14 protein-coding genes are annotated in these 15,808 nt (G+C 52.9%); 8 read left to right on the top strand and 6 right to left on the bottom strand.

From position 1 onward, the window contains the following. Positions 1–6: 6 nt before the first annotated feature. The 5 genes from KFE80_04915 (at position 7) to KFE80_04935 (ending at position 6,660) form a co-directional block, all read left to right on the top strand. The gene (locus KFE80_04915; GenBank protein ID UTW46232.1) at positions 7–816 is read left to right on the top strand and encodes a hypothetical protein; all 810 of its coding nucleotides are present in this window, start codon (positions 7–9) and stop codon (positions 814–816) included. Beyond that, complete coding sequence (locus KFE80_04920) at positions 817–1,851, top strand: extracellular solute-binding protein (protein UTW46233.1); 1,035 nt, start codon at positions 817–819, stop codon at positions 1,849–1,851. It begins immediately after the preceding gene. Continuing rightward, positions 1,848–3,359, top strand: a complete 1,512-nt coding sequence (locus tag KFE80_04925; protein ID UTW46234.1) for an iron ABC transporter permease — start codon at positions 1,848–1,850, stop codon at positions 3,357–3,359. Before KFE80_04920 ends, KFE80_04925 begins: the two co-directional genes overlap by 4 nt. Then, a complete protein-coding gene (locus KFE80_04930; protein UTW46235.1) occupies positions 3,359–4,381 on the top strand; it encodes an ABC transporter ATP-binding protein in 1,023 nt (340 codons plus the stop codon). The genes KFE80_04925 and KFE80_04930 overlap by 1 nt, the downstream gene beginning before the upstream one ends. Before the next feature lie 179 nt (positions 4,382–4,560). After that, positions 4,561–6,660, top strand: a complete 2,100-nt coding sequence (locus KFE80_04935; GenBank protein ID UTW46236.1) for a TonB-dependent siderophore receptor — start codon at positions 4,561–4,563, stop codon at positions 6,658–6,660. Between the two features lie 90 nt (positions 6,661–6,750). Here the strand turns inward: KFE80_04935 and KFE80_04940 are convergent, their stop codons facing one another. The 3 genes from KFE80_04940 to rarD form a co-directional block, all read right to left on the bottom strand. After that, a complete protein-coding gene (locus KFE80_04940; protein ID UTW46237.1) occupies positions 6,751–7,245 on the bottom strand; it encodes a cytochrome b/b6 domain-containing protein in 495 nt (164 codons plus the stop codon). 42 nt (positions 7,246–7,287) lie between these two features. Further along, on the bottom strand, positions 7,288–7,572 hold the full coding sequence (locus KFE80_04945; protein UTW46238.1) for a PepSY domain-containing protein: 285 nt from the start codon (positions 7,570–7,572) through the stop codon (positions 7,288–7,290). A 130-nt stretch (positions 7,573–7,702) separates the two neighbouring features. Then, positions 7,703–8,590, bottom strand: coding sequence for an EamA family transporter RarD (gene rarD, locus KFE80_04950; GenBank protein ID UTW46239.1), 888 nt, complete (start codon positions 8,588–8,590; stop codon positions 7,703–7,705). A 78-nt stretch (positions 8,591–8,668) separates the two neighbouring features. Here rarD and KFE80_04955 point away from each other — a divergent pair, with 78 nt between their 5' ends. Then, entirely contained in the window at positions 8,669–9,043 is a 375-nt protein-coding gene (locus tag KFE80_04955) for a VOC family protein (GenBank protein UTW46240.1), read from the top strand. A 50-nt stretch (positions 9,044–9,093) separates the two neighbouring features. Then, positions 9,094–9,936 carry a hypothetical protein gene (locus KFE80_04960; protein ID UTW46241.1) on the top strand — a complete coding sequence of 281 codons (843 nt, stop codon included), beginning with the start codon at positions 9,094–9,096 and terminating at the stop codon, positions 9,934–9,936. Positions 9,937–9,946: 10 nt separating this feature from the next. Here the strand turns inward: KFE80_04960 and KFE80_04965 are convergent, their stop codons facing one another. From KFE80_04965 to KFE80_04975, 3 genes are all read right to left on the bottom strand, one after another. After that, entirely contained in the window at positions 9,947–10,834 is an 888-nt protein-coding gene (locus KFE80_04965) for a class I SAM-dependent methyltransferase (GenBank protein UTW46242.1), read from the bottom strand. Next, a complete protein-coding gene (locus tag KFE80_04970; GenBank protein UTW46243.1) occupies positions 10,831–12,180 on the bottom strand; it encodes an HD-GYP domain-containing protein in 1,350 nt (449 codons plus the stop codon). The genes KFE80_04965 and KFE80_04970 overlap by 4 nt, the downstream gene beginning before the upstream one ends. Before the next feature lie 70 nt (positions 12,181–12,250). After that, on the bottom strand, positions 12,251–12,835 hold the full coding sequence (locus KFE80_04975; protein ID UTW46634.1) for a uracil-DNA glycosylase family protein: 585 nt from the start codon (positions 12,833–12,835) through the stop codon (positions 12,251–12,253). 98 nt (positions 12,836–12,933) lie between these two features. On the opposite strand from KFE80_04975, the gene gcvP reads away from it, so the two are divergent. After that, a complete protein-coding gene (gene gcvP, locus KFE80_04980) occupies positions 12,934–15,780 on the top strand; it encodes an aminomethyl-transferring glycine dehydrogenase (GenBank protein ID UTW46244.1) in 2,847 nt (948 codons plus the stop codon). Positions 15,781–15,808: the final 28 nt, after the last annotated feature.

Raw genomic sequence — 15,808 nt, forward strand, 5'->3', positions numbered from 1 at the left:
AACTGTATGTCTGTAAAAAGCACTGTATGCCAATTTATCGCCGCCATCGGCACCGTCATTGTCACCGCTTTCAACCCCGCTCTCGCCAGCGGCCCTGTTGGCGATCACGTCAACCACCTCTCCAACCACTTGGATGATTACAGCAAAGAAGTACACTGGCTGATCGACCAGATTGACGACATCGTCATCCGCTATGAACAAAAAGGCAGCAAAGCGGCCGGCTCTGACGCCATTATCGACCACTGGGAAGCAGTGGCCTTTCATTCCGCCATCGAAACCAACTATGTACCGGTTTACGCCTCTATCTGGCAAGGGCTGATTGGTGTTAAAGACAGCATCGAAAAAAACGCTTCAGCAGCCACTGTTCGAGCCGAACAGGATAAGCTGGAACAGGCATTGTGGCAGGCGCTGGGTGCGGTTAAAGTAGCCGCCCAATATCAAGATCGCGGCCTATTGAAAACCATACAGCTGCGCGATGGCGCCCCTAGAAACTCCATTGAAGCACTGCTGGAAATCAAACACCGTCTGGATAAAGTCGTGGCCAAATACGCCGAAGGCGAGAACAAAGAAGCCGTCAGCATTGTCCATGATACTTATCTAAACCTGTTCGAAGGGGTTGAAGGCGAACTGATTGCCCTGGATGCCGACCTGGTGGAAGATTTGGAAAAAGACTTTAACGTCACTCTGCCTAAGGCAGTACAGGACAAAACCAGCATTGATAATGTACGCGCGGTTGTAAAAACCATGGGTGACAAATTGAAACGTTGTAAAAGCCTGCTTGAGCAAGCCAAGCAAAACAAGAAGGACGTCTTTTAAGTGCAACGCAGAGCATTTCTTCAGTCCCTGGCACTACTGGGTGTTGCCGGAGCATTGCCCGCCAGCATACGTGCCTTGGCAGCAGCGCCGGCAGCTGTATCTGTAGACGACTTGCCGGCTCTGGAAGGGGAACTGACCCTGTACCTGGGGCGCGGTGAAGGCGGACTCTATGAAGACGTGCTCAACGCCATTCAAAAACGCAACCCCAAGTTCACCCTCAATATTCGCCGTGGACCCACCGCTGCTCTGGCCAATGCCATTGTTGCCGAAGCCCGCGCCGGCGTGCGCCGCGCCGACTTGTTCTGGGCGGTGGATTCCGGCGCCATCGGCCTAGTGAACTCTGCAGGCCTGGCACAACCACTTCCGCACAGCCTGACCGGGCAATTGCAGCCGGAATTCCGCTTTCCAGACTGGACACCCATCAGCGGCCGAATTCGCACCCTGCCCTACAATCGGGAAAGGCTGGCAGCAGAAGATATTCCCGATGATATTATGGCGCTGGCCGACAGCGACCTGAAAATTGGCTGGGCACCGGCTTATGCCTCATTTCAGTCTTTTGTGACTGCCATGCGCCTGTTAAAGGGAGACAAAGTCACCAAGGAGTGGCTGCGCGCCGTCAGCAAACACGCCAAAAAATACGCCGGTGAACTTGGCGTGGTGATGGCCGTAGAGCGGGGCGAAGTGGATGTGGGCTTTGCCAATCACTATTACACCTTGCGCCTGAAGTCCGGTAAGCCGGATGCCCGCGTCAACTTGGCGTTTACCAACAACGACGCCGGCTGCCTGGTCAACGCCTCTGGCATTGTTGCCCTCAGTGAAGGCGAGCTGCCGGTGAACTTTATTCGTTACCTGCTTACCCGGGAAGTGCAGTCCTACCTGGCCAATGAGGCGTTTGAAATTCCCCTGGTATCAGGCATAGCACCGCCTAACGGCTTGCCGTCATTGGGTACCGTATCCCCCCCTACCGTAGACCTCACCAAACTCGCCGACTTGCGCCCTACTCTGAACCTGATGCGCAGTGCCGGCGTGCTATGACCCGCTGGCCCTATTCGTACCCTATAGCATTATTGGTTGCCCTTTTTGCGCTGCTGCCAGTGGTGGTTCTGTTCACCCTGGCCGTGGATACCGCGCAACTGTTCGATAGCCGCAATCTACAGGTGCTGGGAAACACACTGTTGCTGATGGCGATAACAGCAGCAGGTGCTGTTGTCATTGGCGTGCCTCTGGCGCTGCTTACCGCTTACGTGCAACTGCCATGGCGCCGTTTCTGGCTGGTGATTTTGGTAGCACCGCTGGCCATGCCCAGCTACATCGGCGCTTTTACTCTGTATGCCGCCTTTGGCCCCGGCGGCGAAATTAATCAATTGTTTGGCTTAGCAACCCCAGCCTTCGAAGGCTTAAGCGGTGCAGCCATTGTAATGACTTTATACACCTACCCGTTTGTGTTGCTGGCCACTCGTGCCTCTTTGCTCAATCTGGACCCGAGTATGGTGGATGCCGCCCGCACTCTGGGTATGCCCTTGTTGCAGAGCCTGTGGAAAGTGGTACTGCCCAGAGTGGGCAATGGCATTGCCGCCGGTGCGCTACTGGCAGCCATGTACGCACTATCGGACTTTGGCACACCGGCGATTTTGGGCCTCGACACGTTCACCCGAGTTATTTACGTAGAATACAACGCCTTTGGCCTCAGCCAGGCGGCTATGCTGTCGTTGCAACTGTTGGCGGTGGCCGGGTTAATTCTGTTTCTTGAGTCACGGGTAAAGAGCACCCGCGAGCGCCCTGGGCGGCCATTGGTTCTGTGGCCAAGACGTTCGCAAGCGACACTGATGATTGCCGCTGTATTGCCGATTATTTTGTTGGCTATTGTGTTGCCACTGGCGGTGTTGTTCCTGTGGTTATGGCGGGAAGGCAGCGGTACCTTTACCTTGCAGTACGCATGGAACTCCACCTACGCATCTTTGTTGGCAGCGGCTGTGGCTGTGTTATTGGCCATACCCGTGGCCCACGCCGCCATTCGCGGCAAATTAGGGCGCTTTATGGAGCGCGTTATTTACCTAGGCTTTGGCGTGCCCGGCATTGTGATGGGCACTGCACTGGTGTACCTGGGTTTGCAATTGCCCGCCTTGTACCAAACTCTGGGGCTGTTGGTGTTTGCCTATGTGCTGCGCTTTTTGCCGCTGGCGGTTGGCACCATTCGTTCCAATGCGGAAAATCTGGATGGCAGCCTGGTGAACGCCGCTCGAGTACTGGGGGCCTCACCCAGCGAAGCGTTTCGGCGGGTTACCCTGCCGCTTACCTTGCGCGGTATTATTGCCGGTGGCGCCTTGGTATTTTTAGAAGCCATGCGCGAACTGCCCGCCACCCTGCTGTTGGGGCCAACCAATTTCGAAACCTTGGCCACCTATCTTTGGCGAGTATATGAAGCGGGCTTATTTGGCCAGGCAGCCATTCCCGGTTTGCTGCTGGTGGTGATATCCGGCCTCGGCCTGGCGTTAATGTTTTCCGGTGAACGCTGGAATTTAAAAGAATCGAAGGAACAGTAGTGCTTAAGGTAACTGACCTCAGCGTTCGCTACGGTGATAATACCGTTGTAGAGAACATCAATTTCTCGCTCCAGCAAGACGAGATACTGATGCTGGTGGGCCCTACCGGCTGCGGCAAAACCACAGTGCTACGAGCACTGGCAGGGCTGGTACCCATGGCCAGTGGCGAAATTCATTTAGGCGACTGGCAAGCAACACCACAAACACCCATTGCACCGGAGCAGCGCAATGTGGGCATGGTCTTCCAGGATTTCGCCCTATTCCCCCATCTCACGGTAGAACAAAACATTGGTTTTCGTATTAACGACAAACAACAAGTTAATCACTGGATAGAACTGCTTGGCCTGGAGCCCTGGCGCCAGGCAAAACCGGACACGCTTTCCGGCGGCCAAAAGCAGCGGGTGGCATTGGCACGAACCCTGGCCCATCAACCGGCTTTTGTATTGCTCGACGAGCCGCTATCGAATCTGGATGCAGCACTCAAAGACGACGTGCGCTGGGAAATCCGCAACGCCTTGAAGTCCGCTGGAGTGCCCGCTGTCTGGGTTACTCACGATCAGGAAGAGGCCTTATCCATCGGCGATCGAGTTGGCGTTCTCAAGAAAGGAAAACTGGAACAGTTAGATACTCCAGAAGCCTGCTACAGCAAGCCCGCCAATCGGTTTGTCGCACGTTTCTTGGGAGAAGCCAGCTTTATGGATGGCCAGCTGGAAACCGACTCAAACCGTGTGGCAACCGAGCTGGGCGGTGCCCCGGGGCTGCCCATCGATGGCGCCAGCGGCGATATTAGCCTACTGATCCGTCCGGATGACCTGTCCCTTGAGATCAACGGCAATGGCAATGGCCAAGTGCAATGGGCCCGCTACGAAGGCAGTGCACGACTCTATGCCGTACAAACGGATAAAGGCGCGCTATTAAAAGTGCGCTGCAGCCACGAAAACCAGGTACAACCTGGCGATCGAGTCAGCCTGCGTATTACGACTACTCACCCCTTGGCAGTTTTTAACAAAGACAGCCAGTAACCCAACCCTCAGCCAGCAAACGGAGAGCCTGACAAATACACTTGCAGGCTATTTATACCCCTGCAAACAAAATAATGAGAATTATTATCAATATTAATTGTCAATAATTTTGCTTATCACTACAATGATCACCATTCTAGTTCACAACAACCTAAAGAAGTAACCAAGGGGCCTCATCAATGAAATTTCACCCACTTCCATTGGCAGTGGCAATTGCCGTTGCCAGCAGTTCTGCTTTTGCAGAGGAACAGAAAAGGATTATCGACGAAGAAATTATTACCGAAGGCAAATACCTTTCTACCGATAAATTGAATTCCCTTAAAACGCCGACACCGATTATCGACGTACCCCAGAGTCTGTCCATATTCACAGCAGACCAAATCACCGAACGCGGTGTTACCAGCATTCGCGATATCGTCGACTACACCCCTGGTGTAAACACGTCTCAAGGTGAAGGTCATCGCGATGCAGTAGTATTTCGCGGCGTGCGCTCAACCGCCGACTTTTACATTGACGGCAACCGCGATGACGTTCAGTACTACCGCGGTCTTTACAACCTGGAGCAGGTTGAAATCCTGCGCGGCCCCAATGCGCTGCTATTTGGTCGCGGCGGTACCGGCGGCATCATCAACCGGGTATCCAAAAAAGCTGAGCTGGGCGTTGAATCCACTGGCTACAAAACCACCCTCAACACCTTTGGCGGCTTCGGCGCTGAGATCGACACCAACCTGAGCACTGGTGAAAGCTCTGCGTTCCGTCTGAACGCCATGTACGAGAGCCTGGAAAACCACCGCGACTTCTTTGACGGCGACCGCATTGGTGTTAACCCAACCGCCAAATTCGAGCTCAGCGAAGACACTACCCTCGACCTGTCCTACGAGTACGCAGACCACGAGCGTTTTATCGACCGCGGCATTCCCACCGGCCCTGACGGCCGCCCGGTAGAAGCGCTGGAAGATATCGTATTTACCGACCCGGAAAACAGTTTTACCACTTTGAAGGCACATATCTTCCGTGCCGCCCTGGAGCACAACATTTCCGATTCCGTGAAAGCCAATGTCAGCGCGTTCTACGGTGATTACGACAAGGTGTACCAGAATTTCTTTGCTACCAATTACGACGCAACCACCAATATCGTTGAGCTCGACGGTTACATTGACGAAACGGATCGTCAAAACCTAATTTTGTCATCCAACTTGGTGGCTGAGCTGGACAATCACACATTCATTGTGGGTGGTGAGTATATCGATACCTCATCAGACCAATTCCGCTTTAACACCGTTTTTGATACCACCAATGACGACCGGGAGTTTTTCCTGGCAACCCGCCCCATCAATCTGCGTGGCGGCACCGGTGTAAACGCTTCCGGCCAGGCCACTAATGTCGCGTTCACAGATCTGAATGATGACACTCGAGTAAATATCGAAGTGACCTCTTTCTACATTCAGGATCAGATTGAAGTATCAGAACAATTCGATATCTTGCTGGGGCTGCGTTACGACAGCTTCGATATTGAAGTTAATAATGTTGACCCAACATCCTCTTCTTTCGGCGTTCGTAACCGCACCGATAACGAAGTGTCTCCACGCGCTGGCTTGATCTATAAGCCACAAGAAAATGTGTCTCTGTACGCCAGTTACAGTGAGTCATTTTTGCCGCGCAGTGGCGAACAGTTTGCCAACATCAACGGCAGCAATGATGCCCTCGACCCCAATACCTTCAGCAACCGTGAAATCGGCCTGAAGTGGGACTTTGCTGAGGGCCTTAGCCTGACCGCAGCCCTGTTTGAGAACGAGCAGAGCTCACCACAGGTTGCTGATAATGACCCATCCACCCTGGATGTGATTGATTCCGTAATTGAAGGTCTGGAACTGCAACTGGCTGGTCGCGTTACTGATTACTGGACTCTATCTGCCAACTACAGCAACCTCGATGGCGTGATCATTAATCGCAGCGGCTCCACTGGCCTGACGCCACGTGAGTTGCCAGAGAATACCTTCTCTGTATGGAACACCTTCCAGGTGAGCGATGTGTTTGGTTTTGGTATCGGTGCAACCTACCAAGACGACAGTTTCATCAACAACGGAAACACCGCCTTGCTGCCCAGCTACACCCGTGTTGATGCGTCTTTCTACTACGATTTATCTGACGACCTACGTGTTCAGCTGAATATCGAGAACTTGACTGATGAGTTGTACTTCCCCAACTCTCACTCCACCCATCAGGCTACTGTGGGCGCACCGATTAATGCCATGTTTACTGTTACCGGTAAATTCTAAGCATTAGACAAACTTGCACTGATCATCGTGCAAATAAAAACCCCGGCTTTTCGAAGTCGGGGTTTTTTCTGTGTAAATACAAATGCGTTTTTAACGCCCAAAAATCATTTGTTTAATCAAAGGCACTTTGGAAATACTCTGCACTACCAAAACCGCCAAAACATGAACACCAGCAGCTATCATAGCAATGTCTGCGGAAATGCTGTGGGTTAGCTGCACCCAGTCTTCCCCCCAGAACATATCCCACTCTTGCATCCAGCCGCTGATACCACACACCAGGATTGAGCCCAGCAAAAACAGCACCATCAGTGCTCCTAATGGGTTATGACCATAGTGTGGTTGTTTAAGTGATTGAGGGGCGCCTTGAATATGGGCTTTCAGCTTCGCCCAAGTGGGCCAGAATTGGCGGAACCGGGCAGTTTCAGTACCAATAAAGCCCCAGATTAATCGCAGACCAATAAACACCAAGATTGCATAGCCTACCCACTCGTGGGGCGGATCACCTTCTTCAAGAAACCAGTAGTTACTGATAAAGGCGCCCGCCATACACCAGTGGAAAATCCGAACAAAAATATCCCAGATCACGGATTCGATGCTTGAGTATCTATTCGGTTATTTAGTGTTTAGTTAGTCCACTTCCTTTTTAACAATTTCGCCGGTTTTCGGGTTGAAATAGACCTCGATCTTGGTGCGCTTGCCATCGATCATCTCCCAACCATAAATTTCGTAGCAATGGCCATCGACTTTGAATTTTTTGATTTCAAAACCGTACTCATTGACGATTTTTTTCTGCATATCCAATGGAGTCATCCATTGATCTTGGGGGAGTTTGGGGCAGTCCGCACCGGCAAGTACCTGGCCCGAGCACGCAGCTGCGATCAACAATGGCAGGGTTTTGATCACTTTATTCATGGCTTTTCCTTAAATGGTAAGAGGAGTTTTTATATAGAGGTGAAAGACAAACTTCACAGAGCAAATAGAAATGATAACCAGTATCAGATTACACAGCAATGACAAAGTCCAACAAGGTGAACTAAAGAGCCTATAACCCCCTGGCCAGCAGGCCGTCGGCGGTAAACACAATCAATCCCAGCCAGATAAACCCAAAGCTCACCAGCTGGTTCACATCAAACGCCTCGTTATAGACAAACACCGCCAACAAAAATGAAATGGTCGGCGTCAGGTACTGAATCAAACCGATAACTGACAAATTAAGGCGCTGCGCGGCGGCTGCGTAACACACCAACGGGGCACTGGTGAGCAAGCCAGCGGAAAGCAATAAAATATCGATCTCTACCCGTGAATGGGCAAACACCAGAGTACCGGACATCGACAACCACACCAGATAACCCACAGCCATGGGCAGCAACAGCAGAGTTTCTACACAAAGACCCAAACTGGCGTCGACCACCGCCTTTTTACGCAGTAAGCCGTACAGACCAAAACTCACCGCCAAAGCCAACGCCACCCACGGCAAATAGCCAATTTGCCACAGTTGCCAGCACACCCCACACACTGCCAGCATCACCGCTACCCACTGAGGACGGCGCAAGCGTTCGCCGAGAAACAGCACGCCCATCACCACATTCACCAGTGGCGTCATAAAGTACCCCAGGCTGGTTTCGAGAATACGATCTACGGTGACGGCCCACGTAAAAATCAACCAGTTCACCGAAATAGCAATGGCAGACAATATCAGCCATCCCATCAATTGACGGTTGCCAAGTACCTGAACCAGGGAGTTCCAGCGCTTCATCAAAACCACTAAAGACAGCAACAACAACAGTGACCAAACCACTCGATGAGCCAACAACTCGAGAACGGGCACCTCCGCGACCGCTTTAAAATAAATGGGGAAAAGGCCCCACATACCAAAGGCGGCGAGTGCAAAGTACAAGCCGTGGCGAGCTTGATAATCCGGTTGGTTCATAACACTGTCTACAACTAGGAGGCGCAAAAGCGCCTATACTGGCAGCACAGCTTCGTACTCACAAGGAGGAACGCAGAAATGGCCAAAGCCCTTGGTATAGGTGGCGTATTTTTCAAAAGTGATAACCCCAAACAGCTAGCCCAGTGGTACCAACGCTGGCTGAATGTTCCCGTGGTGGACGATTACCACTTCGCCAGTTTTTCCCCAGACACCATGCCTGCAAACAGCTGTGGAGTGTGGTCGCCCTTTCAATCAGACACTGATTATTTTGCACCCTCGGACCAATCCTTTATGTTCAACTTGATTGTGGACGACCTGGACGGCGCGCTAGCACAAGTGGTGGAAGGCGGTGCGAAATTGATTGGTGAGATTGACGAGCAAAGCTACGGCCGCTTTGGCTGGTTTATGGACCCAGATGGCAATAAAGTAGAGCTTTGGCAACCCGTCCTTTAAAGAGAATTAGCCCCATTTCTATACGCACTTTTTTTTCCTTATGGCTGCTGATGCTATCGACGCTTAGTGTCGGGCAACAAGATATCCGCTGCGCTTCTTTCCAATGGGTAACTGACACTGATGGCGGCGAAAAAGCGGCCATGGTGGTCAGTGCCGTTATCAACGGCAAAGCCGTGGCCATGCAATTTGACACCGGCTCCGACGTCAGTGTGCTCTATGGTCAACAGCAAGCAGCGTCTTTGGGGCTAGCCGTTGTTGAACGGCCTGGCGACCGTATGATTGCTGAAGGTCACCTGGCTATCGGTGAGATGGATTTTCTCAGGCAGGCTTTACACATTGTCGATTACCCACCAGCCCAGGTAGCAGGCCGCATTGGCATGCGTACTCTGTTGGGCAATATTGTACAAATCGATTACCCCAGCCAACAGATATGCCTGTTGAGTAAGGCGCAATATCACTTGTCACGCAATCGTATTCGCCAAGTACAGGCGCATATCCGCAGCAGCAAGTTGTTTATAAACACAGAATTTAACGGTAACCAAGAGCAGCAGTTATTCTTTGATACCGGTGCCAGTTTGTATGCCCTGCTCACTGACAAACCCCACTGGCAACAGCTAACCGGCCGCCAAGGCAACGAAAAAAGTAATCTGACCATAGAGGGTTGGGCCAATGACCAAGTGGTTACCACAATAGGTGCGCCGTTAAAGGGAGGTCTTTTGCTTGGCGGCTTGGAAGTTGAAAGCCTGCACGCTCACTACATTCGTGAAAGACCCAACTACTTTGCCAATTTGCCTTTGGAAGCAGATGGCTTACTGGGCAATGCTTTGTTTTTCGATAAAAAAATCATTCTTGATCTGCGAAACAAGCGTACCTGGTTTGGCATTTTTAAATAATCACAGACCATTAAGAACAATTGTAGTGCAACAGTTTTAACCCCTTTCGGCGGTCGGCCTCAGGAAACTCCGGATGCTCGGCCAAACGCTCCACAAATACTAGCTGGGGCAATTGTTCCGCAAACGCAGTCTTTAGAAAATCGTCACTGAGATTGGGATCATTCAAGCAGGCCAGTACGTGAGTACCCTTGGACAGAACCCTTGGTAAGTGACGCAGTAAACGGGGATAGTCCTTTTCCGCCACAAAACTGCCCTTTTGAAAACTCGGCGGGTCTACAACCACCCAGTCGTAAGGGCCGTTAGCTGCCAGCTTTTTCCAGCTTTTAAAGACGTCCATTTTCAGGAAGCGACCACCAGACAAACTATTGAGTTGATGATTGCGCTGGCCAATGGTCAGCGCATTGCGGCTCATATCCACATTAATGACTTCACTGGCGCCATTGGCCAGTGCCACACAGGAAAGCGCGCAGGTATAGGCAAACAGGTTAAGGCCTTTTTTCCCGGAGCCGACACCTCGGCAATGATTTTCCAGCCACTGGCGCCCCGGTTCCATATCCACGAAGTAACCCAAATTTTGGCGCTCACCCAATTCCAGCTCAAAACGCAAACCGTCGCGATTGGCGTAAAACGGTGGTTGTGATGGCTCTGTCAGCCACTCATTGCGAACCGGTTTGCAGTAGCGATGCTGTACAAAAACCGGAGCAGAAAGCGCTAATAGTTGTTTGCCTAATTGTTCAAAAACACTGGGCCCTGGGTCTTTATAAAGTGTGGCCACCAGCACTGGCGGGTGCCAGTCTATGGTCAACCAGTCAAATCCGGGAAAACACTGGCCTCGGCCGTGAAACAGGCGGCGGCTGTGCTTTTGTTCCGGATCAAAGGGTGTAGTGAGCGGGATCACTGGGAATCGTCTTCTACCTGCTGGCGCAGCATCATTCGCACCGGATAATCCTCCAGCTGAATGCCTTGGTCGCCATTTTTTAACACCCGGCGCACCAGGTAGCTGCCGCCCAGGTCGCCGTTTTCGGTGTCCAGCAAATCCACTTTGTAGGGCTCAACCGTTTCACCATTATCGCGAATAACCTGTACCACAGGCAGGTGGCGTTTGTTGTGCTTCGAGTGCAACACAATGCCCACCAGACCATTGTGCAACTGCACAATGGTGCCTGCCGGGTAAGGGCCAATCAGGCTGATAAACTCCAACGCCAATTCCGGGTCAAACTGGCTATTGCGGCAACGGTAAATTTCACGCAACGCTTCCAGAGTGGATTTGGCCCGGGTGTAACAGCGGTCGCTGGTCATGGCATCAAAAGCATCCACAATGGCAATAATGCGAGAGTATTCGGTCAATTCATGGGCCCGTACTCGCCGCGGATAACCTTTGCCGTCCATCTGTTCGTGGTGGCTAAACGCCGCATCGATGGCGTATTCACCCACATCGCCACTTTGGCGTAACAAGTCCCTCCCCACTGTGGTGTGCGATTTCATGATGTCGAATTCCCGCTCATCCAACTTGCCCGGTTTGTCGAGGATTTCATCGGGAATTTTGACTTTACCCACATCGTGCAACAGGCCGCACATACCCAGCTTTTCCAGTTCTTTTTCCGGCAATCGCAGGTGGCGCCCGAAAGCAATGGCCAGAATACACACATTCAGGCAGTGCTCTGCGGTGTACTCGTTCATGTGTTTGATTTTGCTCATCCAACCCAAGGCAGCCGGATTGCGCAGCACACTGTCGACACACAGTTTTACCGTCGATCGTGCCGCACTGGTATCCACCATATTGCACAGGCGAACCTGATCGAGAATATTGCCAACGTTTTGCCGGGCTTCCTGATACAACTCCCGGGCGGTTTGGTGCTCCTGCTCTGCAGGCACGGTGGAGTTGTAGGTAGGCCGGGTGGTGAGGGTATTCACCAGGGAGTTGGCATCGCGGGAAACGTAATTGGCAGAGGTGGACTTAACCGTACTGCTGATACCGGAACGGGGCTTGGCTTTGGGCTGGGCAACGCCTTTGAATGGCGTATTTTTACCACCCCAGTTGCGACCGCCCTTCTCCACATACACATAATCACAGTACTCAGAGAGTTTACGCATTTCGGACGGGTGCTGAATCACAAAGCCCTGCAACAAAAAAGGCGTTTCCAGCCAGGGACGATCGAGCTCAGCCACAAACATGCCAATCTTTAGCTGCGATACCGACACCTGAATCAGGTTGTCCTGGCTGAGAAAAGGGTTTTTGCTCATTGGGAAAGTAAAAGAAAAATGGTCAATGTTGTAAAGGCAGCGTGACAGCGAGTATTAACCGGCTATCGGCCTAGCTCAGCAGTTGATTCACCGTTTTTTGCAGGTCTGGCAGCAGATCCGACTCAAACCAGGGGTTCTTTGCCATCCATCGACGGTTGCGAGGCGACGGGTGCACCAAAGGCCACAGGCCCGGTTTTGCCTGTCGTAGCTGACGCCAGTTGGACACTCGTTCAGTCAAGTTTCGATAGCCGTCTTTGCCGCAATACCGGGCTTGGGCGTAATTGCCAATCAGCAGGGTTAGCTGTATGTCCGGCATGTAACTCAACAGGCGCTGGTGCCATTGAGGGGCACATTCTTTTCTCGGCGGCAAATCCCCGGATTTACCGGTACCTGGATAGCAAAACCCCATCGGCATAATAGCGATACGCGGGTCACTGTAAAACTGCTCGCGGTCTACCCCCAGCCAGCGGCGCAAGTTATCACCACTGGGGTCATTCCACGGAATGCCAGTATTGTGTACACGAGTGCCCGGCGCCTGACCAATAATTAAAATGCGAGCCGGTGCGGCTATTTGCACCACCGGATTAGGCCCCAGCGGTAAGTCCGCACACAGGTTGCACTGTTTCACCTCGGTGAGTACATCAACCAGGGGTATGGTGTTTGTCATGGTTCGATCCCAGGGCTGTATTTGGTATAAAATGCGCGCCTTTGCTGCCACTCTTGGCAGTGTCCCTAATCGTTGAGAACCTAGCAATGCAACACGACCACTTCGGCCGCCGTCACATCGGACCCAGTAGCGAGCAAACCAACGCCATGTTGGCAGAACTGGGGCTGTCTTCGCTGGATGAACTGATTCGCCAAACGGTACCCGCCAACATCCTCAACCGTGAAGACCTGTCATTGGAGAGAGGCCTTACCGAGCAGCAGGCGCTGGCGGAGATCAAGTCCATCGCCAGTAAAAATCAGGTGTTTACTTCACTGATTGGCACCGGTTATTACGACACCATTGTACCCCCAGTGGTTCTGCGCAATGTGTTGGAAAATCCCGGCTGGTACACCGCCTACACCCCCTACCAGCCAGAGATATCCCAGGGCCGCCTGGAGGCATTGCTCAACTACCAGCAAATGATTATGGATTTGACCGGCATGGAAATCGCCAACGCCTCACTGCTGGACGAAGGTACAGCGGCGGCCGAAGCCATGGCGATGGCCAAACGCCACCTGCGCAAAAACAAAAGCGTGCGGTTTTTCATCGACGCCGACTGTCACCCACAAACCATTGCCGTGGTGAAAACCCGTGCCGAGCACTTTGGCTGGGAAGTGTTACTGGGTGATCCGCAAACAGACCTCGAAGCAGAGGATATCTTCGGCGCTCTGCTGCAGTACCCCACCAGTACTGGCAAAGTGATTGACCTGACTCCCATTATCGACAGCATTCACGCCAAAGGCGCTATGGCGGCAGTAGCTGGCGACCTGATGAGCATGGTGCTGATGAAGCCCGCTGGTGAAATGGGGGCAGACATTGTGGTGGGCTCCAACCAGCGCTTTGGGGTACCCATGGGCTTCGGTGGCCCCCACGCTGGCTTTTTTGCCTTCCGTGACGAATATAAGCGCGCCTCCCCTGGGCGCATTATCGGTGTGTCGGTAGACAGCCACGGCAAACCGGCACTGCGTATGGCTATGCAAACCCGCGAACAGCACATTCGCCGGGAAAAGGCCAACTCCAACGTCTGTACGGCCCAGGCGCTGTTGGCGATCATGTCCCAATTCTACGCCGCTTATCATGGCCCGGAGGGGCTGAAAGCCATTGCCAATCAGATTTACGACCTCACCAATCGACTCGCTTCGGGCTTGCAGCAACAGGGCTTTACTCTGCGCCACAACACCTGGTTCGACACCCTGACCGTTGAAGTCGGTGAGCAACAGAGTCAGATTATTGAAAAAGCCCTGAGCCAGCGTATTAACCTGCGCCCGGTGGGTGCCAATGCTATTGCCATCAGCCTGGACGAGAAAAGCACCGAAGCATTGATTGCTTCATTGCTCGGCATTTTTGGTGGCGAAGGCGACTCTGCCCTTGAACAAGCTGCATCGGGTATTCCAACGGAATTGCTGCGTACCAGTGAGTTTCTGACCCACGCCGTGTTTAACAACTACCACAGCGAAACCGAAATGATGCGTTACATGCATCGCCTGGAAGCCAAAGACATCGCCTTAAACCTGTCGATGATTCCGCTGGGTTCGTGCACCATGAAGCTCAACGCTGCCGCAGAGATGATTCCCGTTACCTGGCCAGAGTTTGGCGACATCCACCCCTTTGCCCCCATGGATCAGGCAGCCGGCTACCAGGAACTATTTGAAGGCTTGCAACAGCAGCTGGTGGCCTGTACCGGCTATGACGCGGTTTCCTTGCAACCCAATGCGGGTTCCCAGGGGGAATACGCCGGCTTGGTGGCCATTAAAAAATACCACCAGAGCCGCGGCGAGCACGACCGCAACATCTGCCTGATTCCCAGCTCTGCCCATGGCACCAACCCGGCATCAGCACACATGGCGGGCATGAAAGTGGTGGTGGTCAAGTGCGACGATAGCGGCAACGTGGACATGGCCGACCTGCAAACCAAGTGCGAGCAACACAGCCAGCAGCTGGCGGCAATTATGATTACTTACCCCTCTACCCATGGGGTATTCGAGGAATCTGTTACCGACATCTGCGATCTGATTCACCACCACGGCGGCCAGGTATACGTTGACGGTGCCAATATGAACGCCCTGGTGGGCCTGGCAGGCCCTGGCACCTTTGGTGGCGACGTATCTCACCTCAACCTGCACAAAACTTTCTGTATTCCCCACGGCGGTGGCGGCCCGGGCATGGGGCCCATTGGCGTTGGCAAGCATCTGGAGCCATTCCTGCCCGCTCACCCTCTACAGAATGTGCCGGGTACCGATATGGCGAACGGCACTATTTCTGCCGCTCCCTGGGGCTCGGCCTCGATCCTGCCTATCAGCTGGATGTACATTCGCATGATGGGCCGCGGCGGTATGCGCACCGCCACCGAAGTGGCTATTCTCAACGCTAACTACGTGGCCAAAAAGCTCAGCGACCACTACCCAGTGCTGTACACCGGCGCCAACGGTTTTATCGCTCACGAGTGCATCATCGATATTCGCCCCTTAAAAGAAGCCAGTGGTATTTCAGAAGAAGACATCGCCAAGCGCCTGATGGACTTTGGTTTCCACGCTCCGACTATGTCGTTCCCGGTGGCAGGCACACTGATGATCGAACCCACCGAATCCGAATCCAAAGCCGAGCTGGATCGTTTTATCGAGGCGATGGTAACCATTCGCAATGAAATCACCAAAGTGCAGAACGGCGACTGGCCTCTGGACAACAACCCGTTGGTAAACGCCCCCCACACCATGGACGATGTACTGAACAGCGATTGGGACAGGGCTTACTGTCGGGAAACTGCGGTGCGACCAGTAAGCTGGCTGAAAGACCACAAGTACTGGCCAACGGTAAATCGCATCGATAACGTGCACGGGGATCGCAATTTGATCTGCAGTTGCCCAAGCACGTCTAGCTACGCGGAAGAGGTGTAAAGGGCATTTGGTTAAAGGGCCCAAAGGC

Source organism: bacterium SCSIO 12696, from assembly GCA_024397955.1.
Taxonomy (GTDB): Bacteria; Pseudomonadota; Gammaproteobacteria; order Pseudomonadales; family Porticoccaceae; genus SCSIO-12696.